Here is a 25,763-nt window from a genome sequence, read left to right on the forward strand (position 1 = left end):
GGCCCTGGAACGAGGAAGACCTCGAAGAGCTCGAACCGCCCCCGGAACCACCGACGACAGAAAGGCACCGAAATGACCGACCTCATCGACCGACTCGCGGGGGTGACCCCCGGTACCGCCGCCGACGCGCTGCGCCGGCACCGGCCGGCCACCCGCGACAACGCCCAAGCGAGCTACGACGCCCTGTTCACCGCGATCGACGAGACGCACGCGAGCCTCGCCGAGCGGGCCGCCGTCGCGCAGTTCGTCGCGATCCTGCACGACGACGAGGTGGCGACCGCGCACTACGGTGCCCTCACCCGCACCGCGGGCGGCGACACCGGCGACGCCCTCGCCGAGGCGGTGGCCGACCTCGCCGGTTCGGTGCGCACGACCGGCCCGTACGGCGACTACCCGACGGCCGCGCTCGCCGCCGAGAACCGCGACGGGCTCCGGCTCGCAGTCGCGGCCGACGACCCGGCCCGTGCGGCGCTCGGCGACCGGATCACCGCCGCCCTCGAGCACGCGCACCTGCTCGTGTTCCGCCCGCGCGAGGCCTCGCCCGAGGCGCTCGCCGCGCTCGCCGCAGCCGGCTGGTCGAGCGACGGCATCGTGACCCTCTCCCAGCTCGTGTCGTTCCTCGCATTCCAGTTGCGCGTCGCCGCCGGGCTCCGACTCCTCACGACGGAGGACGCAGCATGACCGACCACGCCACGCACGAGGCCGCCCGGGTGCTCGGGCACCCCGAGGCATCCACCCCCGAGGTCTTCACCCAGGCCGAGCTCGGCTGGGTGCCCTGGCTCGAACCGGCCGACGAGGCGACGCTCACCGAGCGCCAGTACGAGGGCCTCGTCGACCGGGCGCGGGCGAAGAGCGACTACTTCCGGCTGCTCGCGCGCGACCCCGACATCCTGAAGGCGCGCACCCTCACCGACAAGGACATCTTCTACAACGCGAAGGACGGCCTGCCGCGAGCCGAGCGCGAGCTCGCCGCGGCCGCGACGAGCCGGGCCAACGGCTGCATCTTCTGCGCCTCGGTGCACGCGCGGTTCGCGACGCACCACTCGAAGCGCCACGATGACGTGCAGCGGCTGCTCGACGAGGGCGTCGACGGCGAGCAGGATGCCGCGTGGCGCGCCGTCATCGACGCCGCCGTCGCGCTCGCGGCCACCCCGCCGCGGCTCGAGCGCAGGCACCTCGACGCCCTCCGCGAGGTCGGGTTCGACGAGCAGGCGGTGTCCGACGTCATCCACTCGGCCGCGTTCTTCAACTGGGCGAACCGGCTCATGCTGTCGCTCGGCGAGCCGACGAACCCGCCGGTCGAGTAGCGAGCGCCGGCGAGCGTATCCAGACCTCGACCCCGCCTCGACCCCTCGTGTTTCCGTTTGTTGCGCGCCGTGACGGCCCGCGTCACGAAGGGTTGAGGCGGGCCGGGGCCATCCGTAGCGTCATGCGCACCCACGCACCGAGGAGAGTCCTGTGATCGCCACCGAGTCGACCGCCGCCCGCACCGCGCGCACGTCGGAGTCGACGGCGATGATGACGAGCGCAGCGCCCGAACCCCCCGGCCCGCTCGCGCAGCTCGTCGACGCCGGGCTCGAGGTGCCCGTGCTCGGCGGCCGCGTCGTGCGGCACGTCAACCTCGACACCGCCGCCTCGGCGCCCGCGCTCGCCGCGGTCGCCGCGCACGTCGCCGAGGTGCTGCCGTTCTACGCGAGCGTGCACCGCGGCACCGGGTACCCCTCGCAGCAGACGACCGCGCTCGTCGAGGCCGCCCGCGCGACCGTCGCCCGGCACGTCGGCGCCCGCGACGACGACCTCGTCGTGTTCACCCGCAACACCACCGACGCCCTCAACCTGCTCGCCGCCGCCGTGCCCGGCGACACCGTGGTGCTCGACCTCGAGCACCACGCGAACCTGCTGCCCTGGCGCGAGGGCGCCCGCCGCGTCGTCGTCGCGCAGCCCACGATCGACGCGACCCTCGACGCGCTCGACGTCGAGCTCGCCCGATGTCCCGCGGCGCTCCTCACCGTGACGGGCGCCTCGAACGTCACCGGCGAGGTGCTGCCGATCGACCGGCTGGCCGCACTCGCCCACGCGCACGGCGCCCGCATCGCCGTCGACGCCGCGCAGCTCCTGCCGCACCGCAGGGTCTCGCTCGAGGCATCCGGCATCGACTACCTCGCCTTCTCGGGGCACAAGGCGTACGCGCCCTTCGGCTCGGGCGCCCTCATCGGCCGCGCCGACTGGCTCGACGCTGCGCCCGCCCACCTCGCCGGCGGCGGCGCCGTCGAGTCGGTCGCCCTCGACCGCGTCGCCTGGAAGCAGGGCGCCGCCCGCCACGAGGCCGGCACCCCCAACGTCATCGGCATCGCGGCGATCGCCCGCGCACTCGGCGAACTCGAGCGCCTCGGCGACGACGCCCGCGACGCCCACGAGCGCGCCCTCACCGAACGGCTGCACGCGGGCCTCGCCCGGCAGCGCGGCGTGCGCGTCGTCCGCGGATTCGACGACGCCGACGACCGGCTCGGCATCGCCACCCTCGAACTCGAACGCGGATCGGTCGGGCTCCTCGCCGCGGCGCTCGGCGCCGAGCACGGCATCTCCGTGCGGGCCGGGCGCTTCTGCGCGCACCCCTTCTTCGACCGGGTCGCGACCCGCGCGAACGGGCTTCGGGCGAGCCTCGGCGCCGGATCCTCGGCCGACGACGTCGACCGGTTCCTCGCTGCGCTCGCGCGGCTCATCGCCGACGGCCCGGCGCACGCGTACGACCGCGGGCCCGAGGGGTGGCATCCGCTCGTCGACGATCGGCCGCGACCCGTCTTCTGAGGCGGCGGCTCACCCCGCCGGCAGGGCGGAGCGCTTCGCGCTGCGCAATTCAGGATGAGCGGGGCGAGAGGCCTCGTGCCGGGCGCATCGGGGCGCTCGTCCTGAAGAGTGCGCGCGGATGCCGCAGACGGGGGACTGTTCGAACGCTTGTCCGCGGGCTAGCGTCGGCATCGGAGGGGCCTTGACGAGCGACGACGCGGAACTCGAGGCGCGGGCCGACGCCCTGCGCCGGATCGTCTACGGCACTCCCGAGGGATTCGCCTCGGGCGCCGCCGACGAACTCGAGTCGGTCGAGGCCGAGCTCGCTCGGCATGCCGACGAGCGGGAGCGGGCGCGGGCGGCGACGGCCGCGGCGGCCCGTGCCGAGGCCGGAGGTCCCGACGAGCGGCGGCCCGGCGAGGCATCCGCGCGCCCCGATGCCGGAACCGAACCGGCCGCAGACGGTGGCGACGCCACCGCAGCCGGAGTCGTCGCCCGCGCCGCGATGGAGGATGCCCCGGAGACAGGGCACCCCGTGGCATCCGCGACCGGCACTCGACGGCCAGGCCGACTCGGCACTCGCGTCGCGAGCGGGCTCGCCATCGCGGCGGTGCTCGCGGGATTCGCCGTGACCGGTGCGATCGCGGTGATCTCGGTCGCGACCCCGCCGCGCGGTCTGGCCGTGTTCGACCGGCCGCAGGAGCACGACGACGAGAACCTCACCGTCGCGCTCGGCGCGCAGGCCGACACCGTGCGCCGCATCGACGAGGTGCTCGGCCGTGGCTTCTGGGCGTACCTCAACGGGATCGACCAGGTCTGCCTCTCGGTCGTCCCGGTGGGCACGAGCCTCGTCGAACGCGGCGAGTGCGCCTCGCGGGAGCGCTTCGAGGAGCACGGCATCATGGTGCAGTACGCGGCCACCGAACTCGGGCCGCACCGGCCCGACGGCATGGGCGAGCGGGACGTGGTCGTCATCTCCTGGTCGGCCGAGAGCGAGGGCGTCACGTGGGAGCTCGTGCTCATCGACCCGCCCGCGTCGGACCGGATGACCTACGAGGAGTGGTCGAACCGCCCGGTCGCGCGCTAGGGATGCCCCGCCTCGCGAGCCCGTTCGTAGACTGGAGTCGCACGAGGGGAGATGCATGCAGCCGCTGGTCGAGTCCGAAGTCCGGGCGGTGTTCGGCAACGCCGACGCCTCGGAGCTCGAGCAGCTCTCGTTGCCGGTGAAGTTCTTCGTCACCGAGTGGGCGCATCTCGACGCGTTCGCGTGGCGCGACCCGCGCATCTCCTCGCGCGGGTACCTCGTCACCGAGCTCGACGGCGAGCCCGCCGGCATCGTGCTGCGCAGCGCCGAGCGCACCGGTTCGCGGCACCGCGCCGCCGTCTGCAACCTCTGCCACACCCACCAGCCCGGTGACCAGGTCTCGCTGTTCTCGGCCCGTCGCTCGGGTGCGGCGGGAGCCCGCGGTGACAGCATCGGCACCTACATCTGCGGCGACCTCGGCTGCCAGGAGACGGTGCGGCTGGGCCGTCCGCCGGCGCCGTCCGAGGTCTTGCCGAGCGCGCACGAGCTCGAACGCATCGAGGGGCTCGCGCGGCGCACCCGGGCCTTCGTGGCCGACGTGCTCGGGGCGTAGCGGGCGCTGCGGCGGGTGCAGGAACCGGTGCGGCCGCAGCCGCGCCCGCGCCCGCGCCTCAGCGCATCGCGTCGGCGTCGACCGCCTCGAGCGTCGCCCGCTTCGCGACCCGCCCGTCGCCCGAGGACCGGCCGGTGAGGCGGCGTCCGATCCAGGGGAGCACGAACTCGCGGTAGTACGCGGCGGTGTTGCGGCTGCGCGGCCCCGGGGGAGCGGCCGCGACCTCCTCGACGCCCCACTCGACCGGCACCGGCACGCCGAGCGCGGTGAGCACGTTCGACGCGACGCGCGCGTGGCCGAGCGCGTTGAGGTGCAGCTTGTCGGGCGACCAGTAGCGGATGTCGCGGAGCCCGCGGTCGTTGAAGTTGTCGACGAAGGTGACGCCGTCGAGCGAGCCGAGGTCGACGAGCGCGGTGGTGAGGCGGGCGCCGCGGCTGTCGAAGACGCGACCCATCGGCAGGTGGTCGGTCGGGTTCGCGCCGCTCAGCATGAGGACGTGGATGCCGGCGCCGCGGATGCGGTGGATCGCCTCGCGGAAGCGGACGGCGGTGGCCTGTTCGTCCATGCGGGGGCGCAGCATGTCGTTGCCGCCGCCGTTGAAGCTCAGCAGCTCGGGCTTCAGGGCGATGGCCGTCTCGAGCTGTTCGTCGATGATGGGGCCGAGCTTGCGGCCGCGGATCGCGAGGTTGGCGTAGCCGATCGGTTCGCGGGCGTGCTTCGCGAGCCCGACGGCGACGAAGTCGGCCCAGCCCCGCACGCTGCCGTCGGGGAGTTCGTCGCCGACGCCCTCGGTGAAGCTGTCGCCGATCGCCGCATACGAATGGAACATGCCTCCACGGTAGCGCGGTGTCGGCTCCCCGGCTCAGCTCGCGGGGTGCTCGATCTCGCAGTCGGCGCCCGGGTAGAGCAGCGTCTCGTGGCCGTCGTCGAAGCGCACGAGGTACGGGGGCCCGCCGTTCTCGCCCCTCACTTCGAGGATCTCGCCGTGCCGGTCGGTCTGGCCGACCTGCTTGCCGTGGATGACGAGGCGTTCGCCGACCGTCGCGTTCATCGCAACCCCCTTCGACGCCTCCAGCGTACGCTCGGGCATCGCGAGCGGGAAGGGGCGACGGCCCGCCCCGACCTGCATCCGCCCTTCCGAAGGCGGGTCCGGCCCGCTAGGGTGGGTCGAACTGGGTCAAGCGTCCCAGTTGGTGACGGACAGTGAGGTTCATGATGCAGGATGCCCCGACCACGCGTGCGACGACGGCCGAGCCGGCCGCGGCGGCGTCCGCGCTGCGCCTGCCCGAGGGCTTCCGCTTCGGCGCCGCGACGGCCGCGTTCCAGATCGAGGGCGCGGTGGATGCCGCGGGGCGCGGCCCGAGCATCTGGGACACCTTCACCGCGGTGCCCGGCAACGTCATCGACGGAACGAACGCCCTCGTCGCCGCCGACAGCTACCGGCGCTTCGCCGACGACGTCGCCCTGCTCGCCGAGCTCGGCGCGAGCGACTACCGCTTCTCGATCGCCTGGCCGCGGGTGCAGCCGAGCGGCAGCGGCCCCGCGAACGCCGCGGGCCTCGACTACTACGAGCGGCTCGTCGACGCGCTCGCCGAGGCCGACATCGCACCGCTGCCCACCCTCTACCACTGGGACCTGCCGCAGCCGCTCGAAGACGCCGGCGGCTGGCTCGTCCGCGACACCGCACTGCGGTTCGCCGACTACGTCGGGCTCGTGCTCGACCGGCTCGGCGACCGGGTCGGCCGGTGGATCACCCTCAACGAGCCCGCGATGACGACCCTCGAGGGCTACGCCCTCGGCACGCAGGCGCCCGGGCGGCAGCTCATGCTCGACGCGCTGCCGACGGTGCACCACCAGCTGCTCGGGCACGGGCTCGCGGTGGCGGCGATCCGGGCTGCGGGCTCGGGCTCGCGGTCGGGCCCCGCCGAGGTCGGCATCACGAACAACCACACCCTCGTCGTGCCCGCGAGCGACGCCCCCGCCGACCTCATGGCCGCGGGCGCATTCGACCTCATCTACAACCGCATCTTCGCCGGCCCCGTGCTCACCGGCGCATACCCCGACCTGTCGGCCTTCGGGCTCGAGCAGTTCCCCGGGCTCGAGGAGGGCGACCTCGAGCTCATCTCGGCGCCGCTCGACTTCTACGGGGTGAACTTCTACAACCCGACGTACGTGGCCGCGCCCGCCGCCGACTCGGAGTTCGCTGCCGCCGGCCTGCCGTTCGAGCCGGTCGCTCCGCCCGAGGGCACGCCGCTCACGGGCTTCGACTGGCCCATCGTGCCGAGCGCGTTCACCGAGCTCCTCGTGGGCCTCCGCCGCGACTACGGCGACGCGCTGCCGCCCGTGGTCATCACCGAGAACGGGGCGTCGTTCGTCGACGAGGTGGTCGTGGCATCCGACGGCGCCCGTGCCGTGCACGACGCCGAACGCGTCGCCTACCTCGACGGCCACCTGCGCGCCGTCGCCGACGCGATCGAGCAGGGCGTCGACGTGCGCGGCTACTTCGCCTGGTCGCTCATGGACAACTTCGAGTGGGCGCAGGGCTACACGCAGCGGTTCGGCCTCGTGCACGTCGACTTCGAGACCGGCGAACGCACTCCCAAGGACTCGTTCGCCTGGTACCGCGACCTCATCGCCGCGCAGCCGCGCTGACGAGCGCCGCAGCTTCGGAGATCGCCACCGATTCGGAGCCTCGCACTCGAAGCGGCCGATCCTGTGGTGATCTCCGAAGCTACGGCGAGGCGGCGCGCGTCAGCGCGCCTACTCGACCGCGAGCAGTGCCGCCCACAGGTCGGCGCGCGCGTGGAACCCCGAGAGATCGCGGCCGAGGAGCCGCTCGGCGAGGGCGATGCGGCTGCGCACGGTGTGGCGGTGCACGCCGAGCGCCTGCGCGGTCGCGTCGAACTGCCCGCCGTGCTCGAGCCAGGTGCGGGTGGTCACGACGAGCGAGGTGCCGTTCGCCGCGTCGTGCTCGGTGAGGGGGGCGAGCGTCGCGCGGGCGACGGCACGGGCGTCGGTGCGCGCGAGGAACGCCAGCACGCCCTGACGGCTGATCTCATCGAAGGCGACGACGACGGGTCCGCCCTCGCGGGCCCGTTCGAGCGCGCGCATCGCCTGCTCATGGGCCTGCGCGACGGCCCCGCCGCCGACCGGGTCGGAGACGCCGACGGGCACCTCGAACTCGGTCGAGATCTCCTCGGCGAGAGCGGCGTCGGCCTCTTCGACGAGGAGCACGAGCTGCTCGTCGTCGCGGCCGAAGAACAGCCGCCCGCCGCGCTCCTCGACGCGGAGCTCGAGCAGTTCGGTGAGGCGGTCGGCCTGGGTGAGCGGCGCGTCGGTCACCATGACGCGGAGCGGCGGTTCGGGCAGCGGCCCCCACATCTCGGCCGAGACGCGCTCGGCGAGGGTCGTGTCGCCGGCGAGGATGCCGCTCAGCAGCCCCGATCGGAGGTGTCCGCGTGCGCGGTCGAGGTCGCGGTTCTGCTCGAGGGCGAGGCCCGCGAGCGCGATGACCGAGGTGACGACCTCGCGGCCGGCCTGGTCGAGTTCGGCGGAGTCGCCGATCGCGAGCACGCCGCGGAGCGCCCCGCCGCCGCCGAGGGTCTGCAGGGTCATGCGCTGGGGTGCGTCGGTCGACTCGGCGGCGAGCAGGGTGCGGCTCGCGCGCTGGCCGCGGCGCAGCATCGTGCGGGCCTCGCCGACGACCTCGCCGAGGGCGGGCTGAGCGAGCCCGCCCTCGGGGGCCTCGCGGTCGAGCGAGCCGGTGGCGTCGACGAGCCCGACCCAGGTGCCGAGCCGGTGCGAGAGCTCGGTGAGCGTCGCCGAGAGTCCGTCGGGGCGGAGCGCCGCGAGCGAGATCGCGCGCTGCGCGGAGAGCGCCCACGCCTGCCGTGCGTACGCGTCCTCGGCGATGAGGTCGGCGACGGTGCGGGCGATCGCGATGAAGGGGGTGCGGTAGGGCACCTCGAAGAGCGGCAGCCCCTGCGCGAGGCAGGCGGCGACGAGCGTCTCGGGGGTGCCCGCACGGATCACCTCGGTGCCGAAGCCGAGCGCCGCGATGCCGCGCTCGCGGAGGCGGCGCACGTACGTCTCCGCGAACTCGGCGTCGGCCCCGGCGGGCTCGGCATCGGACGGCCCGCGCTCGGCGAACTGGGTGCCGGTCGTCAGCAGCACGTGCCCGGCGTCGAGGAACGGGGTCGGATCGGCGAGGTCGGAGCTGTGCGCCCACACGACGGGGGCGTCGAGGGCGCCGTCGGGCAGGGCGCCTTCGGGGGTCAGCAGCCCGAGGGCGAGCTCGGGGCGGTCGAGCAGGGTCTGCACGGTCGGCTTCACGGGACTCCTCGGGGCGACGGCGCTGGGGGCCGGGTCGTTGGTTCCGCCTGAGCGGTACCCAGAGTGTACGCCATGTCGAAGAAGGGGATGCTTCGTGTACACGCGGGCGCCGTGGCATCCGCCCTGCCCGACCTACCATCGACGCATCAGCCACCGTCGTCACATTGCATCGGAGCAGCCATGACCCTCGTCGACACCCCGGCCACCACCATCCCCGGCGGCCCCGCACTCGCTCAGGAGCGCCGTCTCGTCACCGCGATCCCCGGCCCCCGCTCGCAGGAGCTCATCGCCCGCAAGGCGCAGGCCGTCGCCGCGGGCGTCGGCCACACCCTGCCCATCTCGGTCGTCGCCGCAGGCGGCGGCGTGGTCGTCGACGCCGACGGCAACTCGCTCATCGACCTCGGCTCGGGCATCGCCGTCACCGGTGTCGGCAACTCGGCCCCGCGCGTCGTCGAGGCCGTCTCGGCGCAGCTGAACGCCTTCACCCACACCTGCTTCACCGTCTCGCCGTACGAGGGCTACGTCGCCGTCGCCGAGAAGCTCAACGAGCTCACCCCCGGCGACCACGAGAAGCGCTCGGCCCTCTTCAACTCGGGCGCAGAGGCCGTCGAGAACGCGATCAAGATCGCGCGCCACTACACGAAGAAGCAGGCCGTCGTCGCGTTCGACCACGCCTACCACGGCCGCACGAACCTCACCATGGGGCTCACCGCGAAGAACATCCCGTACAAGAGCGGCTTCGGCCCGTTCGCGCCCGAGGTGTACCGCGCCCCCCTCAGCTACCCGTTCCGCGACGGCGGCCTCGACGGCCGTGAGGCCGCGGCCCGCGCGATCCTCCAGATCGAGAAGCAGGTCGGCGTCGAGAACCTCGCCGCGATCATCATCGAGCCCATCCAGGGCGAGGGCGGCTTCATCGTCCCCGCGCAGGGCTTCCTCGCCGCGCTCGTCGAGTGGGCGAACGAGAACGGCGTCGTCTTCATCGCCGACGAGGTGCAGACCGGCTTCGCCCGCACCGGCGCCTGGTTCGCGAGCGACCACGAGGGCATCGTGCCCGACGTCATCGTCACCGCGAAGGGCATCGCCGGCGGCCTGCCGCTGTCGGCCGTCACCGGCCGCGCCGAGATCATGGACTCCGCCATGGCCGGCGGCCTCGGCGGCACCTACACGGGCTCGCCCATCGCCTGCGCCGCCGCGCTCGCGACGATCGAGACCTACGAAGAGGACGGCCTCATCGAGCGCGCCAAGGAGATCGGCTCGGTGCTGATCGGCCGCCTGAACGCCCTCCGCACGGCCGACCCCCGCATCGGCGACGTCCGCGGCCGCGGCGCCATGGTCGCGATCGAGCTCGTCGACCCGGCGACCGGTGCGCCCGACGCCGCCCTCACGGGCAAGGTCGCGAAGTACGCGCACGAGCAGGGCGTCATCCTGCTCACGTGCGGCACCTACGGCAACGTGATCCGCTTCCTCCCGCCGCTCACCATCTCCGACGAGCTCCTCATCGAGGCCCTCGGCGTCGTCGCGGAGGGTCTCAAGCAGGCATGAGCACCGTGATCGACAACGTCGTCGCCGCCCACGCAACTCCCATCGCGACCCCGCTCGACGACGCACGCTCGCAGCTGGCCGAGGCCATCGGCCTGCTCGGCTTCTCCGAGGGCACCCACCAGATGCTCGCGACTCCCCGTCGCGAGCTCACGGTGGCCGTGCCGCTGCGCCGCGACTCGGGCGAGACCGTGCTGTTCACCGGCTACCGGGTGCAGCACAACTTCAGCCGCGGCCCCGCCAAGGGCGGCCTGCGCTACGCACCGAACGTCGACATCGACGAGGTGCGGGCGCTCGCCATGTGGATGACCTGGAAGTGCGCCCTGCTCGACGTGCCGTACGGCGGCGCGAAGGGCGGCATCGCGATCGACCCCCGCGAGCACTCCAAGGCCGAGCTCGAGCGCGTGACCCGTCGCTACACGAGCGAGATCCTGCCGATCATCGGCCCGGAGCGCGACATCCCCGCGCCCGACATCGGCACCGACGAGCAGACGATGGCCTGGATCATGGACACCTACTCCGTGAACAGCGGATTCACGGTGCCCGGCATCGTGACCGGCAAGCCCATCGCGCTCGGCGGTTCCCAGGGGCGCGCGAGCGCGACGTCGCGTGGGGTCACGCACATCGCGCTCGCGGCGCTCCGCCACGCCGGCATCACCCAGTCGCAGGCCACCGCGGCCGTGCAGGGCTTCGGCAAGGTCGGTGCGGATGCCGCGCGGTTCCTCTCCGAGGCGGGCGTCACCGTGCAGGCCGTGAGCGACCAGTACGGTGCCGTGTTCAACGCCGCCGGCCTCGACATCGAGGCGCTCAGCGCCCACGTGCGCGAGACGGGTGCGGTCGTCGGCTTCACCGGCGCCGAGGCGCTCGACGGTGCGGCCCTGCTCGAGATCGAGGTCGACCTGCTCGTGCCCGCCGCCGTCGAAGGCGTGCTGCACGAGGGCAACGCGGCCCGCGTCCAGGCGAAGGTCATCGTGGAGGGCGCCAACGGCCCGACCACGCCCGCGGCCGACCGCATCATGCGCGAGCGCGGCATCCTCGTCGTTCCCGACATCCTCGCGAACGCCGGCGGCGTGATCGTCTCGTACTTCGAATGGGTGCAGGCGAACCAGGCCTACTGGTGGCGCGTCGACGAGGTCGAGGCCAGACTGGAGGAGCGGATGCTCAGCGCGTGGCAGCACGTGCTCGGCTACGCGAACTCGCGGAACCTGTCGCTCCGCACCGCCGCCACCGCGCTCGCGGTGGAGCGCGTCGCCGAAGCGCACAAGCTGCGCGGCCTCTACCCCTGATCCGGATTCCTTCCCCGAGTCGCCCGCTCCATTCGGGATCGGGCGACTCGGAGGCATCCGGACCCGCAGCACATCGCACAACTGCACGAATCGAACGGGAAGTCACACATGACGAACGCAACGCTTGAAGCCACGGTGCTCGACAAGGTCGAGACCGGCCTCTTCATCGGCGGCGAGTGGGTGCCGGCCGAGGGCGGCAAGACCCTCGCCGTCATCGACCCCGCCACGGGCGACACCATCAAGGAGATCGCCGACGCCTCCGTCGCCGACGGCCTCAAGGCGCTCGACGCCGCCGTCGCCGTGCAGGACGAGTGGGCCGCGACCGCGCCCCGCGTGCGCGGCGAGCTGCTGCGCCGCGCCTTCGACCTCCTCCAGGAGCGCAAGGAGGAGTTCGCACTCCTCATGACCCTCGAGATGGGCAAGCCGCTCGCCGAGGCCCGCGGCGAGGTCGCCTACGGCGGCGAGTTCCTCCGCTGGTTCTCCGAAGAGGCCGTGCGCATCTCGGGCCGCTACGGCCTGAACCCCGAGGGCACCGGCCACATGGTCGTCTCGCAGCGCCCCGTCGGCCCCTCGTTCTTCATCACCCCGTGGAACTTCCCGCTCGCGATGGCGACCCGCAAGATCGCGCCCGCGCTCGCGGCCGGCTGCACCGTCGTCATCAAGCCCCCGGCACTCACGCCGCTCACGACGATCGCGTTCGTGCAGCTGCTCGAAGAGGTGGGCCTCCCCAAGGGCGTCGTCAACGTCATCGCGACGTCGACCTCCTCGGCCGTCTCGGGTCCCATCATCGAGGACCCGCGCCTCCGCAAGCTCAGCTTCACCGGTTCGACCGGGGTCGGCCGCGCCCTCATGAAGCAGGCCGCGACCGGCATCCTCCGCACCTCGATGGAGCTCGGCGGCAACGCCCCGTTCGTCGTCTTCGAGGACGCCGACCTCGACAAGGCGGTCGACGGCGCGATGCTCGCGAAGTTCCGCAACATCGGCCAGGCGTGCACCGCGGCGAACCGCTTCATCGTGCACGAGTCGGTCGCCGCCGAGTTCTCGAAGCGCGTCGCCGAGCGCGTCGCCGGCTTCTCGGTCGGCCGCGGCACCGAGGACGGGGTCAACATCGGCCCGCTGATCGACGACAAGGCGGTCGCCACGACCGACGAGCTCGTGCAGGACGCCGTGTCGAAGGGCGCGAAGATCCTCACCGGCGGCACCGTCATCGGCGGCGCGGGCACCTTCTACGCGCCGACCGTGCTCGGCGACGTCACGGCCGACGCCCGCCTCCTCAAGGAGGAGATCTTCGGCCCGGTGCTCGGCATCACCACCTTCTCCTCGGAGGACGAGGCGATCCGCCTCGCCAACGACACCGAGTACGGCCTGGTCTCCTACGTCTTCACGCAGGACCTGGCGCGCGGCCAGCGCATGATCGAGAAGCTCGCCACGGGCATGATGGGCCTCAACACCGGCCTCGTCTCGAACGCGGCGGCCCCCTTCGGCGGCATCAAGCAGTCGGGCATCGGCCGCGAGGGCGGCGCCGAGGGCATCCACGAATACCTCGACACGAAGTACACGCTCATCCCGGTGAGCTGAGCCACGCGAGCGGATGCCACGGGCTCGCCCCGCGGCATCCGCTCGCCCCTTTTCGGGCCCGACCCCATGGGGGTCGCCGCCCATCCGAAAGACCAGCGAAAGCGAAACGAGAAGCACATGGAACGCATCGATACCGACGTCGTCATCGTCGGCGCGGGGGCCTCGGGCCTCACCGCCGCCACCAAGCTGAAGGCGGCCGGCAAGTCGGTCGTCGTGCTGGAGGCCCGCGACCGCGTCGGCGGCCGCCTCTGGACCGGCGACGTCGACGGCGCCATGCTCGAGATCGGCGGCCAGTGGGTCTCGCCCGACCAGGACGCCCTGATCGAGACGATCGCCGAGCTCGGCCTCGAGACCTACACCCGCTACCGCGAGGGCAAGAACGTCTACATCGCCGAGGACGGCGAGCGCCGCCTCTTCGAGGGCGAGATCTTCCCCGTGCCGGCGAAGACCGAGGGCGAGATCGTCGGCCTCATCGAGAAGCTCGACGAGCTCGTCGCCGAGATCGACCCCGAGGCCCCGTGGGCGCACCCCCGCGCGAAGGAGCTCGACGAGATCTCCTTCGCCGAGTGGCTCGGCACGCAGACCGACGACGAAGAGGCGAAGCTCAACATCGGCATGTTCATCGCCGGCGCGATGCTCACGAAGCCGACCCACGCGTTCAGCGCGCTGCAGGCGCTGCTCATGGCCGCATCGGCCGGTTCCTTCTCGAACCTCGTCGACGCCGACTTCATCCTCGACGCGCGCGTCGTCGGCGGCCTGCAGCAGGTGCCGCTCGGCCTCGCGGCGAAGCTCGGCGACGCGGTGCGCCTCAACCAGCCCGTGCGCAAGCTCCGCTGGGCGGGCCTCGCCGCCGACGGCAGCCGCAACCCGGGCGGCGTCGTCGCGGTGACCGACACCCTCGAGGTGCACGCGCAGGAGGTCATCCTCGCCGTGCCGCCGATCCTGTACAGCCGCATCTCGTACGAGCCGCCGCTGCCCCGCCGCCAGCACCAGCTGCACCAGCACCTCTCGATGGGCTTCGTCATCAAGGTGCACGCCGTCTACGAGACGCCGTTCTGGCGCGCCGCCGGTCTGAGCGGCACCGCGTTCAGCCCGTACGAGCTCTCGCACGAGGCGTACGACAACACGAACCACGGCGACACCCGCGGCACGCTCGTCGGCTTCGTCTCCGACGAGGAGGCCGACGGCGTCTTCACCCTCTCCGCCGAGGAGCGGAAGGCGAAGATCCTCGAGTCGCTGTCGCACTACTACGGCCCCGAGGCCCTCAACCCCGTCGTCTACTACGAGAGCGACTGGGGCAGCGAGGAGTGGACCCGCGGCGCGTACGCGGCGAGCTTCGACATGGGCGGCCTCGCGCGGTACGGCGCCGACCTCCGCAACGCGGTCGGCCCGATCCACTTCGCCTGCTCCGACATGGCGGGCAAGGGCTACCAGCACGTCGACGGCGCGATCCGCATGGGCCGCCTCGTCGCCGGGCAGATCCTCGCGGGCTGAGCCCGGCGAGCTGAACGGAGCACGCAGCATGACCGATTCCCTTCGCATCGTCGTCGGCTACACGGCCGACGACTCGGGTGCCGACGCGCTCGCGTTCGGCGCCCGGCTGGCCGCGGCGACCGAGGCGTTCCTCGAGGTCGTCATGATCCTGCCGATCGAGGCGCGCGGCGGCGTCGTGCCCCGCGACCCCGGCTACGAGCGCCACGTGAAGGAGCGGTCGCAGCACTGGCTCGCCGAGGCGAGCGCGAAGATCGGCGACGGCATCCCGCAGTCGCTGCACATCCGCTACGCGGAGTCGTTCGCCGAGGGCCTCGTCGACTCGGCGCACGAGTTCGGCGCGTCGCTCATCGTCGTGGGCTCCGCCCGCGGCGCCATCCTCGGGCGGTCGCGCATCGGTTCGGTGGCGAGCGCGCTCCTGCACGCCTCGGATGTCCCGGTCGCCATCGCCCCTGCGGGCTCCCGAGAGGTGTCGACGTCGCTCGGCGTCACCCGCATCACCGCGGCGATCGGCCTGCGCGCCGGGGCGAGCGCCGTGCTCGAGGCATCCGTTCGCCTGGGTCGCGCGACCCACGCACCGCTGCGCCTGCTCTCGCTCGTGCCGATCGACCTGCCGAACGGCATGGACGAGGAGCTCGCGGACCTCACGAGCACCGCTCACGCCGACGAGGTGCTCCTCGAGGCGAAGCGGGCGCTGCCCGAGGGCGTCGAGGCGACCGTCTCGACGGCGACGGGCGCCACCATCGAGGAGTCCGTGCGCGGGCTCGACTGGCACGCGGGGGAGATCGTGCTCGTCGGTTCGAGCCGGCTCGCCAGCCCGAGCCGCCTGTTCCTCGGGTCCACCGGCTCGAAGATGCTCCGCGAACTGCCGGTCCCGATGATCGTCGTGCCGCGACCCAACAACTGAAAGACTCCGCAATGACGCACCCCCACGAACACCACAGCGAGCCGCACGCGCCGCTCACGACCGCGAGCGCGATGGTCGACGGCACCGACGCGGGCCTCTCGAAGAAGGGCCTCTCGGCCGGATCGGTCGGCCTCATCGGCGCGATCGTCATCGGCATCTCGTGCATCGCTCCGGCGTACACGCTGACGGGGGCGCTCGGCCCGACGGTCGCCGAGGTGGGCACGCAGCTGCCCGCGATCTTCCTGCTCGGGTTCATCCCGATGCTCCTCGTCGCGTTCGGCTACCGCGAGCTCAACAACGCGATGCCCGACTCGGGCACCTCGTTCACCTGGGCGACGCGGGCGTTCGGCCCGTGGCTCGGCTGGATGGGCGGCTGGGGCCTCATCGCGGCGACCGTGGTGGTGCTCTCGAACCTCGCGGGCATCGCGGTCGAGTTCTTCTACCTCGCGCTCTCGCAGATCGTCGAGTTCTTCGGCGGCGACGGTGCGGCGGTCGCCGGCCTCGTCGCGAACCCCTTCGTGAACGTCATCACGTGTCTCGTCTTCATCCTCGGGGCGACGCTCATCTCGTACCGCGACATGCAGACGACGCAGAAGGTGCAGTACTGGCTCGTCGGGTTCCAGCTGCTCGTCATGATCGGCTTCGGCGTCGCGGCGTTCGTCCACGTCGCGAACGGCACCGCGTTCGACGCGACGCCCGTCGAGCTCAGCTGGTTCAACCCGTTCGAGGTCGGCTCGTTCCAGGCCGTCGTCGCCGGCCTCTCGGTCTCGCTGTTCGTGTTCTGGGGCTGGGACGTCACGCTCACCATGAACGAGGAGACGAAGGGTTCGCGCACCACGCCCGGCAAGGCCGCGACGCTGACGGTCACGATCGTCGTCGCGATCTACCTCTTCGTCGCCATGGGCTCGCTCGCGTACGCGGGCGTCGGCGCCGAGGGCGTCGGCCTCGGCAACGAGGCGATCCAGGAGAACGCGTTCTTCTACCTCGCGGGCCCCATCCTCGGCCCGTTCGCGATCCTCATGTCGCTCGCGGTGCTCTCGAGCTCGGCGGCGTCGCTGCAGTCGACCTTCGTGTCGCCCGCGCGCACGCTGCTCGCGATGGGCCACTACGGCGCGCTGCCGTCGAAGTTCGCCCGGGTCAGCCCGCGCTTCTTCACGCCCGGCTACGCGACCGTGATCGCGGCGATCGTCGCCGCCGTGTTCTACACGGTCATGCGCTTCGTGAGCGAGGACGTGCTGTGGGACACGATCACGACCCTCGGCATGATGATCTGCTTCTACTACGGCATCACGGCGTTCGCGTGCGTCTGGTACTTCCGGAAGACCTGGTTCCGTTCGGGCCGCGACTTCTTCTTCCGCCTGTTCGCGCCGTTCATCGGCGGCCTCATCCTGTCGGTGCTGTTCTTCACGACCCTCATCGACAGCATGGACCCGGCGTACGGCTCGGGTTCGAACGTCGCGGGCGTCGGCCTCGTGTTCGTGCTCGGCATGGTGATCCTGCTGTCGGGCGTCGTCATCATGTTCTGGCAGCGCTGGAAGCGCCCGGCCTACTTCCGCGGCGAGACGCTCTCGCGCGCGGTCGCGGAGGAGTGACGCCCGCGTCCCCTCCGTACGTATGACGAGGCCGCCCCCTGCGACACCAGGGGGCGGCCTCGTTCGTTCTTCCGGTGGTCGAAGAGCGCCCGACGGAGTCGGAGTTCCCGGTGGTCGAGGAGCGCCCGACGGAGTCGGACGCGTCTCGAGACCCCTACCCCTCGTACACGGTCCGCCCGCCGACGACGGTCCGGATGACCCGTGCCTCGAGCAGCACCGCGTCGCCGCCCGTGAACGGGTCGGCGTCGAGCACGGCGAAGTCGGCCGCGAGCCCGTCGGCGAGGCGCCCCCGCAGGTGCTCCTCGCGGATCGACGCTGCGGCGTCGCGGGTCGCGTGGCCGACGGCGTCGCCGAGCGGCAGCGCGTACTGCGGCGAGAGAGCGTCGAGGGCGGGGTCGAGCGCCGAGCGGCGGGTCGCCGCGATGTAGAGGTTCGGCAGCGCCTGGTGCGGGGCGGTCGGCGCGTCGGTCGAGAAGGCGAGCAACGCCCCGGCGTCGCGGTACTCGGCCCACGCGAAGCCGCGGTCGGCGCGGTCGTCGCCGAGTCGGGCGATCCAGTTGTCCATGATCGCGGGGTCGCAGTGCACGGGCTGCATCGACGCGGTCACGCCGAGGCGGGCCATCCGTTCGGCGGTGCCGGGCGAGGCGTACTCGAGGTGCTCGACGCGGTGGCGGCGCGGCCGGCCTTCGGGCTCGCCGTTGACGGCGATCGCGTGCTCGAGCGCGTCGAGGGCCGAGGAGCTCGCGGCGTCGCCGATGGCGTGCAGCGCGATCTGGAGCCCCGCGGCGTCGGCCGCCGCGACGACGGGCGCCATGTGCTCGTACGGCCAGATGGGCTCCTCGTTCGTGCCGTCGGCGTACGGCTCGTTCATCGCCGCGGTGCACGCGTCGATGACGCCGTCGGTGATGAGCTTGATGCCGACGATGCGCACGGGCGAGTCGCCCTGCCCGGTGCGCTCGGCGAGCTCCGCCGCACGCGCGACCTGTGCGAGGTTCTGCGCCTCGTCTCCCGTGTTGTCGACGATCCAGTAGGCGACGAACTCGAACGGCAGCCCGCCGCGCTTCGCGGCGACGCGCTCGATCGAGGCGAGCTCGCGTTCGCCGAACGCCATGTCGGCCGCACCCGTGACCCCGGTGGCGAGGTAGGCGTCGATGGCGCGTTCGGCGGCGGCGTCGCGGTCGGCGTCGGTGGTCTGCTCGGCGAGGAACCGCCACACGAAGAACTGCGTCGCCGTCTCGTAGAGCATGCCGTCGGGTTCGCCGTCGGCGTCGCGGCCGATGCGCCCGCCGATGGGGTCGGGGGTGTCGCGGGTGATGCCGAGCTCGGCGAGCCCCGCGGTGTTGACCCAGGTCGAGTGCAGGTCGTTCGCGTCGAGGTAGACGGGCCGGTCGGCGACGACCTCGTCGATCATCTGCCGGGTGGGTGCGCCGCCCGGCACCGAGTCGAAGAGCCACGAGACGCCGAGGAGTCGCGGTGCCTCGGGTGCGGCGTCGCGGGCGGCCGCGAGCCGCGCCTGGATCTCGCCGAGCGAGCGCGCGTCGCGCAGCTGCACCCGGCCGAGGGCGTCGCCGAGCATGTGCAGGTGCGTGTGCACGTCGAGGAACCCGGGCACGACGAGCCGCCCGCCGAGGTCGATCCGCTCGGCGTCGTCGCCGGCCGTACGGGTCGCGGTCGCGACATCCCCGACGTACGCGAGGGTGCCGCCCTCGATGACGAGCGCCTCCGCCCATTCGTCGCCGTCGGCGGCGCGGTTGGCGGTGAAGATGCGGGCGTTGGTGACGAGCGTGCGGCTCATGCGGTGACCTCCGTGGTGGCGGGTTCTGCGGTGGTGGTGGCGGTGGCGGCGGCGGCCCGTTCGGCGCGTTCGTTCAGCGTCGAGACGTGCGCGGCGAAGGCGGCGGGCACGGCGAGCACGAAGCTCGCGACGCCGAGCACGATCGCGAAGCCCTGGAAGCCGAACGCCTCGACGAGCGCGGCCCCGATCACCGGCGTGAGCGCCGAGCCGACGAGGTAGACGGCGAGCAGCGGGCCAGACCAGCGCCCATCGACGTCGAGCGCGGCGGAGGTCGAGACGAAGTACATGAACGCGACGGCGTAGATCGTGTTCCACGCGATGAAGACGACGATGAACATGGTGGGGTCGGCGACGAAGCCCTCGACGATCTTCAGCACGCCGCCGAGCACGAGCAGCACGACGAGGGGAACGGCCCGGCCGAGCCGGTTGCCGACGACCATGAGCAGGATCGAGCCGACGAGGCCGCCGGCGGTGGCGCCGCTGAGGGCGAGGCCGAGGCCCTCGGGGGTGAGCGCGGCCTGCTCGGCGCCCATGACGCCCGCCATTGCCCAGAGCGAGTCCTCGCTCACGGCCCAGAGGGCGAAGGTCGCGAGCAGCACGAAGCCGGCGACGGTCGCGAGGCGGCCCGGGCGGGGGGATGCCGCGGCGCGGGCCTCGATCGCGGGGAGTGCCGACGTCTCGGGGACCTCGACGGGCATGGCCTCGGCGACCGCCGCTCCGGCGGCGGGGTTCGCGACCGGGGCGGCCGGGAGCCATCCGCTGACGAGGAGCGACAGCGCCGCGAAGATCGCGAGCGCACCGAACACGTCGATCGGCGCGAGGCCGATGAGCGGCACGACGGCGAGGATCACGGTCACGATCGCCCGGTTCGCGAGGCCGTTTAACCCGGCGACGCGGTCGGGGTTGGTGAATGCGGCGATGGCGGCGCCCGAGGCGGCGACCGCACCGCCGGCGCCGACCCCGCCGAGGAGGAGACCGGCGATCACGGCCGCCGGCGCCGACACGAGTGCGGCGGCGCCGAAGCCGACGACGGCGATCGCGAGCCCGGTCCGGGCGACGAGGAGGCGTCGCGGGCCGGCGCAGAGCGGGGCGATCGCGAGCCCGGTGACGGCGGTGGCGAGCAGGGCGCCGGTGACGATCCAGCTCGCGGTGAGCACGTCGCTGCCGAGCGCGCTCTGCAGCGCGGTGATCATGTACGGCGAGAGGTTGACGCCGAGGTAGCCGGCGATGCCGATGGCGAAGGTCGCGGTCGCGGTGGGCAGCCGCAGCGGCACGCGCGCGCCGAGGTCGGGGGTGGTCATGGTTCGTACTCCAGGTGGGGCGGGCACGTCCTCGTGCCGGTGGGGGATCGCGTCGGCAGGGGGTGTCCCGACGCGGTAAGTGAATGGTGTTCGTTTATTATGCAGATGGGTGCCCCCGAAGGGAAGAGGGATAGCCTGATCCGGGACATCCGGCGCCCAGCCCGCGACATCCGACGGAGGAGGCGAACATGGCCAGGCCCAAGGTGCCCCTGCTCTCGGTCGATCGCATCGCCGACGCCGCCCTCGAGCTCGTCGACTCGGGCCAGCCCTTCGGCGTCAACGCGCTCGCCCGCCGACTCGGGGTCACCGCCTCCTCGCTCTACAACCACGTCGACGGCCGTGACGGCATCATCGAGCTCATGCGCGGGCGCATCTCCCGCGACGCCGGAACGGCCGACGCCGGGTCGAGCGCCGAGCGCGCCGACGGCGACTGGCCCGAGATCGTCGCCGAATCCATGCGCGCACAGCGGCGCATGTATGCGAAGCATCCCAATCTGGTGCCGCTCATCGTCGGCAAGACCATCACCGACCCGTACGTCATCGAGAGCTACGACCACCTCGCGACGGTGCTGGCAGCGGCCGGGTTCCCCGACGACGAGGTGCTCGGCGTCGTCGCCGTCCTCGACGCGTTCGCCATCGGCATGGGCCTCGACCTCGCCTCGCCCGACGACGTCTGGAAGCCCGGCGACGAGACCGAGACCGAGACCCTCGGGCGCCTCCTCGCCGACGCGCCGCACGGCGACGAGCGATCCGACCGCGCGTTCGAGCTCGGCCTCGAACTCATGATCGACTCGCTGCGCGGCCGACTCGCCCGAATCCGAGGCTGAGCCGGGGCGAATCCGGGCCCGGGGCCACGCCGGAAACCCTCCGCACCGGGTGTAGCGTTCGGCGCAGGAGCGTCGAACGGGGGAGCGATGTCGGAGTCTCGGGCGACGACCGTGCGGCTCGGCGCAGGCAGCCTCGCGGCGGTCGTCGTGGGATCGATGGTCGGCGCCGGGGTGTTCTCGCTGCCGGGGCGCTTCGCCGAGAACACGGGCGTCGTCGGCGCCCTCATCGCATGGACGATCGCCGGCACCGGGATGCTCATGCTCGCCTTCGCCTTCCAGGCGCTCGCGAACCGCAAGCCGCACCTCGACGCGGGCGTCTACTCCTACGCGAAGACCGGGTTCGGCGACCTGCTCGGCTTCTTCTCGGCGTTCGGGTACTGGGCGAGCGCGTGCGTCGGCAACGTCACCTACTGGGTGCTCATCATGTCGACCCTGGGCGCGTGGGTGCCCGCGCTCGGCGACGGCGACACGATCTGGGCGATGCTCGGCGCGACCGCCGGGCTCTGGGTGACCTTCCTCCTCGTGCGGCGGGGCGTGCGCGAGGCCGCGGCCGTCAACCGCATCGTGACGGTCGCGAAGCTCGTGCCGATCGTCGTGTTCATCGTCATCTCGCTCACCGTGCTCGACCCCGAGGTGTTCGCCGCGAACCTCCTCGGCGGCCCCGATGCCGGGCCGCTGTTCGACCAGGTGCGGGGCACGATGCTCGTCACCGTGTTCGCGTTCCTCGGCGTCGAGGGGGCGAGCGTCTACTCGCGGCACGCGAAGCGCCGGAAGGACGTCGGCCGGGCGACGGTCCTCGGGTTCCTCGCGGTGCTCGCCGTCTTCGCCTCGGTCACGATCGTGTCGTACGGCGTGCTGCCCGCCGACGAGATCGCCGCCCTCCACGAGCCCTCGATGGCGGGTGTCCTCGAGGCGGCGGTCGGCGAGTGGGGCGCCGTGCTCGTCAGCATCGCGCTCATCGTCGCCGTGCTCGGCGCCTACCTCGCCTGGACCCTCATGGCCGCCGAGGTGGTCTTCACCGCGGCCCGCGACGGCGACTTCCCGCGCAGCTTCGCCACGATGAGCGAGCGCGACGTGCCGACGGTGGCGCTCCTCGGTTCGACGATCTTCGCGCAGCTCGTGCTCGTCGTGGCCTACTTCTCGGCCGACGCCTTCGGCTTCGCGCTCGACCTCACGAGCGCGCTCGCGCTCGTGCCGCTGCTCTTCGCGGCCGGGTACCTGCTGCAGATCGCGATCCGCTCGGACGGGTACGGGCCGGATGCCCCGTCGCGACGCGCACGCGTCGTCGAGCTCGTGATCGGGGCGCTCGCGACCGTGTACGTCGTGTTCCTGCTGCTCGGGGCGGGGCTCGAACTCCTCCTCATCTCGCTCATCGTGCAGGCGCCTGCGACCCTGCTCTACTTCATCGCCCGCCGCGAGAACGGGCGCCCGTTCATCGCCTCGGCCGCCGACGTCGTCGTCCTCGCGGTCGCGTTCGGCGGTGCGGCTGTCGCGGTCGTCGGGCTCGCCTCGGGGTGGCTCGCGATCTGAGCGGGGGATGCCACGTGGCATCCGCGTGCGCCTCAGCGGGCGGCCGAACGGCGCGTGCGCAGGGCGCCTCTTCCGCGAATGCGGCTCCGCCCGATACCGTGAATCGGCGGGCCCGGCTGGGGCGCGCAGACTCAGAATGGGGAACCCGAATGCCTGCAATCGACGACATCATCGCCGACCTTCCGATCGGCGACATCGCCGCCAAGCTCGGCGTCGACGAGGCGACCGCGAAGCAGGCGGTCGGGCAGGCGCTGCCCGCCCTCCTCGCCGGCATGGGCGCGAACGCGGCCGACCCGGCCGGTGCGGCGTCGCTCGAGAAGGCCGTCGCGAAGCACGACCCGAAGCTCGTCGAGGGCGGCGTGAACCTCGCCGACGTCGACGAGGCCGACGGCGAGAAGATCGTGAAGAACGTCTTCGGCGGCAGCACCGACCAGGTCGTGCAGGCGCTCGACGCGAAGCAGGGCGGGGCGGGCGACCTCATCGGCAAGCTCCTGCCGATCCTCGCACCCATCGTCATGAGCTTCCTCGCGCAGCAGTTCCAGAAGAAGCAGAGCGAGCCGGCCGAGAGCCAGGCCTCCGGCGGCGGCATCGGCGACCTGCTCGGCGGCCTCCTCGGCGGCGGCGGTGCCGGTTCCGGCTCGGGCGGCGCAGGCGGCATCGACCTCGGCGGTCTGCTCGGCGGCCTCCTCGGCGGCGGAGCGTCGTCGGGCGGTTCGAGCTCGGGCGGTTCGGCGGGCGGCCTCGGCGGGCTCGGCGACCTGCTCGGCGGGCTCCTCGGTGGCGGCAAGCGCTGACCTTCCCGCCCGCCCGCCGCGAACGGCTGACCGGGCGACCCGCCCCGCATAGACTGGCCGGGTGTCACTGAACCCCGAGCTGCAGGGGCGGGTCTTCCCGCCAGTCGAGCCGTACCTCGTCGGCCGTGAGAAGGTGCGCGAGTTCGCGCGCGCGGTCTTCGCCGAGAACCCGATCAACCTCGACCCCGAGGCCGCCGCGGCCGCCGGCTACGCCGACGTCGTCGCCCCGCCCACCTTCGGCGTCGTCGTGCAGGAGCGCGCACTCGCGCAGCTCCTCGCCGACCCCGAGGCCGGCATCGACTTCTCGCGCGTCGTGCACGGCGAGCAGCGCTTCACCTCGACCCGCGCGATCGTCGCGGGCGACCTGCTCACCGCGACGCTCGCCGTCACGAGCGTGAAGAGCCTCGGCGCGCACTCGATGGTCACCGCTGAGACGGCGATCACCGACGCGGCGGGCGAGCACGTCGTCACCGCCATCTCGACGCTCGTGATCCGAGGAGAAGACTGATGGCCCCCGACTTCGCGAGCCTCACCGTCGGCGACGTGGTCGCCGAGCGCGAGTTCCCGATCACGCGCGACTCGCTCGTGCGCTACGCGGGCGCCTCGGGCGACTTCAACCCGATCCACTACCGCGACGACGTCGCCGCCTCGGTCGGCCTGCCCGGCGTGCTCGCGCACGGCATGCTCACCATGGGCTTCGCGGTGCAGCCCGTCGTCGACTGGGCGGGCGACCCCGGCCGTGTCGCCGACTACCAGGTGCGTTTCACCCGGCCCGTCGTCGTCGACCCCGTCGACGGCGCGCTCGTCACCGTGCAGGCCAAGGTCGGCCAGCTCGACGAGGCGGCCACGGTCGCCCGCATCGACCTCACCGTCAAGCTCGGCGACGACACCGTGCTCGGCAAGGCGCAGGTTCGCGTCGCGCTCGGCTGACATGGGCGACGTGGAGTTCTCCGAGTTCACGACCCTGCAGGTCGGCGGGCCGATCGCGCGCCTCGTCACGGCGACGACGCAGCGCGATCTCGTCGACCTCGCGATCGAGGCCTGGTCGTCGGACGACCCGTGGCTGGCGCTCGGCGGCGGTTCGAACCTGCTCGTCGGCGACGACGGCTTCGACGGCACCGTGATCCGCATCGCGACGAAGGGCATCGAGGTGCTGCCCTCTCGTCGGTCGAGTGGCGACGAAGGAGCGTATCGAGACCACAGCGAGAGCGACGTCGTGCGCCTGCGGGTGCAGGCGGGCGAGGTGTGGGACGAACTGGTCGCGTGGACGGTCGAGCACGGCTACTCGGGCATCGAGGCGCTCTCGGGCATTCCCGGGTCGGTGGGTGCCGCACCCGTGCAGAACATCGGCGCCTACGGGCAGGAGCTCGAGGCGACGCTCGTCGCGATCGAGTTCCTCGACGAGGGCGCCGAGCGCCCCCGGCGCATGACGGCCGACGAGCTCGAGCTCGGGTACCGCACCTCGGTGCTGAAGCAGGGGCTCGCGGGCATCGTCGTCTCGGTCGAGCTCGAGCTGCACGACACGGCGCCCGAGCTCGCCGTGCTCGGCGAAGCGCTCGGCCAGCCCATCGCCTACGCCCAGCTCGCCGGTGCGCTGCACGTGCAGCAGGGCGACCGGGTGCCGGTCGCGCGGGTGCGCGAGACGGTGCTCGCGCTGCGGGCGTCGAAGGGCATGGTGCTCGACCCCGCCGACCCCGACTCGGTGAGCGCGGGCTCGTTCTTCACGAACCCGATCGTGAACGAGCGCACGGCCCGCTCGATGCCGGCCGACGCCCCCCGCTGGTACGTCGAGCCCGACGAGCCCGACGAGGTGACCCCGCTCGCGACGATCGCCTCGGGCACCCCGCTCGACGCGTTCCTCGAGCTGCAGGCCGAGCTCGAGGCATCCGACGGGTCACCGAAGCCCGATGCCCCGGGGCCGGGCCCGCTCGTGAAGCTCTCGGCGGCGTGGCTCATCGAGAACTCGGGCATCGGCCGGGGCTTCGCGCTGCCGGGGTCGCGCGCCGCGATCTCGTCGAAGCACACCCTCGCGCTCACGAACCGGGGCGGCGCGAGCGCCGCCGAGCTCGCACAGCTCGCCCGCTTCGTCCAGCAGCGCGTGCAGGCCGAGTTCGGCATCGTGCTGCGGCCCGAGCCGGTGCTCGTCGGCGTCGAGCTGTAAGAACGCCCGCCCGCTGGTCGAGGAGCGGCTCACCGGGTTTCGAGACGCGACGCCGCTGCGCGTCGACGTCGAGCTCTCAGCACGCCCGCCCGCTGGTTGAGGAGCGCCCGACGAAGTCGGACGCGTCTCGAAACCGTGGTGACCCGGGTCTTGGGAGCGGCTCACCGGGTTTCGAGACGCGTCGCCGCTGCGCGTCGGCGCTCCTC

At 72.7% G+C, this 25,763-nt stretch carries 23 protein-coding genes; 18 read left to right on the forward strand and 5 right to left on the reverse strand.

The window, feature by feature from the left end:
* Positions 1-72: 72 nt before the first annotated feature.
* The 5 genes from ACFVTX_RS06460 (at position 73) to ACFVTX_RS06480 (ending at position 4,424) form a co-directional block, all read left to right on the forward strand.
* A complete protein-coding gene (locus tag ACFVTX_RS06460) occupies positions 73-681 on the forward strand; it encodes a CMD domain protein (RefSeq protein ID WP_386898763.1) in 609 nt (202 codons plus the stop codon).
* The gene (locus tag ACFVTX_RS06465; protein ID WP_386898764.1) at positions 678-1,307 is read left to right on the forward strand and encodes an alkylhydroperoxidase domain protein; all 630 of its coding nucleotides are present in this window, start codon (positions 678-680) and stop codon (positions 1,305-1,307) included. Before ACFVTX_RS06460 ends, ACFVTX_RS06465 begins: the two co-directional genes overlap by 4 nt.
* A gap of 151 nt (positions 1,308-1,458) precedes the next feature.
* Positions 1,459-2,808 carry an aminotransferase class V-fold PLP-dependent enzyme gene (locus ACFVTX_RS06470; RefSeq protein WP_386898765.1) on the forward strand — a complete coding sequence of 450 codons (1,350 nt, stop codon included), beginning with the start codon at positions 1,459-1,461 and terminating at the stop codon, positions 2,806-2,808.
* Positions 2,809-2,989: 181 nt separating this feature from the next.
* Positions 2,990-3,874 carry a hypothetical protein gene (locus ACFVTX_RS06475; RefSeq protein ID WP_386898766.1) on the forward strand — a complete coding sequence of 295 codons (885 nt, stop codon included), beginning with the start codon at positions 2,990-2,992 and terminating at the stop codon, positions 3,872-3,874.
* A 55-nt stretch (positions 3,875-3,929) separates the two neighbouring features.
* Positions 3,930-4,424, forward strand: coding sequence for an FBP domain-containing protein (locus ACFVTX_RS06480; protein WP_386898767.1), 495 nt, complete (start codon positions 3,930-3,932; stop codon positions 4,422-4,424).
* 58 nt (positions 4,425-4,482) lie between these two features.
* Here ACFVTX_RS06480 and ACFVTX_RS06485 read toward each other — a convergent pair whose 3' ends face one another.
* Complete coding sequence (locus ACFVTX_RS06485; RefSeq protein WP_386898768.1) at positions 4,483-5,253, reverse strand: SGNH/GDSL hydrolase family protein; 771 nt, start codon at positions 5,251-5,253, stop codon at positions 4,483-4,485.
* A gap of 33 nt (positions 5,254-5,286) precedes the next feature.
* Positions 5,287-5,475, reverse strand: coding sequence for a DUF1918 domain-containing protein (locus ACFVTX_RS06490; RefSeq protein WP_386898769.1), 189 nt, complete (start codon positions 5,473-5,475; stop codon positions 5,287-5,289).
* A 161-nt stretch (positions 5,476-5,636) separates the two neighbouring features.
* Here ACFVTX_RS06490 and ACFVTX_RS06495 point away from each other — a divergent pair, with 161 nt between their 5' ends.
* Positions 5,637-7,076 carry a GH1 family beta-glucosidase gene (locus ACFVTX_RS06495; RefSeq protein ID WP_386898770.1) on the forward strand — a complete coding sequence of 480 codons (1,440 nt, stop codon included), beginning with the start codon at positions 5,637-5,639 and terminating at the stop codon, positions 7,074-7,076.
* A gap of 108 nt (positions 7,077-7,184) precedes the next feature.
* Here ACFVTX_RS06495 and ACFVTX_RS06500 read toward each other — a convergent pair whose 3' ends face one another.
* Complete coding sequence (locus tag ACFVTX_RS06500) at positions 7,185-8,756, reverse strand: PucR family transcriptional regulator (RefSeq protein ID WP_386898771.1); 1,572 nt, start codon at positions 8,754-8,756, stop codon at positions 7,185-7,187.
* 180 nt (positions 8,757-8,936) lie between these two features.
* Between ACFVTX_RS06500 and gabT the strand changes: the two genes are divergently transcribed.
* The 6 genes from gabT (at position 8,937) to ACFVTX_RS06530 (ending at position 17,149) form a co-directional block, all read left to right on the forward strand.
* Positions 8,937-10,298, forward strand: a complete 1,362-nt coding sequence (gene gabT / locus ACFVTX_RS06505; RefSeq protein WP_386898772.1) for a 4-aminobutyrate--2-oxoglutarate transaminase — start codon at positions 8,937-8,939, stop codon at positions 10,296-10,298.
* On the forward strand, positions 10,295-11,581 hold the full coding sequence (locus tag ACFVTX_RS06510; protein WP_386898773.1) for a Glu/Leu/Phe/Val dehydrogenase: 1,287 nt from the start codon (positions 10,295-10,297) through the stop codon (positions 11,579-11,581). The genes gabT and ACFVTX_RS06510 overlap by 4 nt, the downstream gene beginning before the upstream one ends.
* 108 nt (positions 11,582-11,689) lie before the next feature.
* Positions 11,690-13,159 carry an NAD-dependent succinate-semialdehyde dehydrogenase gene (locus ACFVTX_RS06515; protein WP_386898774.1) on the forward strand — a complete coding sequence of 490 codons (1,470 nt, stop codon included), beginning with the start codon at positions 11,690-11,692 and terminating at the stop codon, positions 13,157-13,159.
* A 66-nt stretch (positions 13,160-13,225) separates the two neighbouring features.
* Complete coding sequence (locus tag ACFVTX_RS06520) at positions 13,226-14,653, forward strand: flavin monoamine oxidase family protein (protein ID WP_386898775.1); 1,428 nt, start codon at positions 13,226-13,228, stop codon at positions 14,651-14,653.
* A 28-nt stretch (positions 14,654-14,681) separates the two neighbouring features.
* Positions 14,682-15,557 carry a universal stress protein gene (locus ACFVTX_RS06525; protein ID WP_386898776.1) on the forward strand — a complete coding sequence of 292 codons (876 nt, stop codon included), beginning with the start codon at positions 14,682-14,684 and terminating at the stop codon, positions 15,555-15,557.
* A gap of 71 nt (positions 15,558-15,628) precedes the next feature.
* Complete coding sequence (locus ACFVTX_RS06530) at positions 15,629-17,149, forward strand: APC family permease (RefSeq protein ID WP_386899399.1); 1,521 nt, start codon at positions 15,629-15,631, stop codon at positions 17,147-17,149.
* 154 nt (positions 17,150-17,303) lie between these two features.
* On the opposite strand, the gene ACFVTX_RS06535 is transcribed toward ACFVTX_RS06530, so the two are convergent.
* Positions 17,304-18,944 carry an amidohydrolase gene (locus tag ACFVTX_RS06535; RefSeq protein ID WP_386898777.1) on the reverse strand — a complete coding sequence of 547 codons (1,641 nt, stop codon included), beginning with the start codon at positions 18,942-18,944 and terminating at the stop codon, positions 17,304-17,306.
* Positions 18,941-20,245, reverse strand: a complete 1,305-nt coding sequence (locus ACFVTX_RS06540; RefSeq protein ID WP_386898778.1) for an MFS transporter — start codon at positions 20,243-20,245, stop codon at positions 18,941-18,943. The genes ACFVTX_RS06535 and ACFVTX_RS06540 overlap by 4 nt, the downstream gene beginning before the upstream one ends.
* Positions 20,246-20,433: 188 nt before the next feature.
* On the opposite strand from ACFVTX_RS06540, the gene ACFVTX_RS06545 reads away from it, so the two are divergent.
* The 6 genes from ACFVTX_RS06545 to ACFVTX_RS06570 all read left to right on the forward strand — a co-directional run bounded on the left by ACFVTX_RS06545 (position 20,434) and on the right by ACFVTX_RS06570 (position 25,557).
* Positions 20,434-21,072 carry a TetR/AcrR family transcriptional regulator C-terminal domain-containing protein gene (locus tag ACFVTX_RS06545; protein WP_386898779.1) on the forward strand — a complete coding sequence of 213 codons (639 nt, stop codon included), beginning with the start codon at positions 20,434-20,436 and terminating at the stop codon, positions 21,070-21,072.
* A gap of 87 nt (positions 21,073-21,159) precedes the next feature.
* Positions 21,160-22,602: a basic amino acid/polyamine antiporter gene (locus ACFVTX_RS06550; protein ID WP_386898780.1), complete on the forward strand. Its 1,443-nt coding sequence runs from the start codon at positions 21,160-21,162 to the stop codon at positions 22,600-22,602.
* A 149-nt stretch (positions 22,603-22,751) separates the two neighbouring features.
* Positions 22,752-23,396 carry a DUF937 domain-containing protein gene (locus tag ACFVTX_RS06555; RefSeq protein WP_386898781.1) on the forward strand — a complete coding sequence of 215 codons (645 nt, stop codon included), beginning with the start codon at positions 22,752-22,754 and terminating at the stop codon, positions 23,394-23,396.
* Positions 23,397-23,457: 61 nt separating this feature from the next.
* The gene (locus tag ACFVTX_RS06560) at positions 23,458-23,904 is read left to right on the forward strand and encodes a MaoC family dehydratase N-terminal domain-containing protein (protein WP_386898782.1); all 447 of its coding nucleotides are present in this window, start codon (positions 23,458-23,460) and stop codon (positions 23,902-23,904) included.
* A complete protein-coding gene (locus tag ACFVTX_RS06565) occupies positions 23,904-24,326 on the forward strand; it encodes a MaoC family dehydratase (RefSeq protein ID WP_386898783.1) in 423 nt (140 codons plus the stop codon). The genes ACFVTX_RS06560 and ACFVTX_RS06565 overlap by 1 nt, the downstream gene beginning before the upstream one ends.
* Position 24,327: 1 nt before the next feature.
* Positions 24,328-25,557, forward strand: a complete 1,230-nt coding sequence (locus ACFVTX_RS06570; protein WP_386898784.1) for a UDP-N-acetylmuramate dehydrogenase — start codon at positions 24,328-24,330, stop codon at positions 25,555-25,557.
* Positions 25,558-25,763: the final 206 nt, after the last annotated feature.

Source organism: Agromyces sp. NPDC058136, from assembly GCF_042884375.1.
Taxonomy (GTDB): domain Bacteria; phylum Actinomycetota; class Actinomycetes; order Actinomycetales; family Microbacteriaceae; genus Agromyces.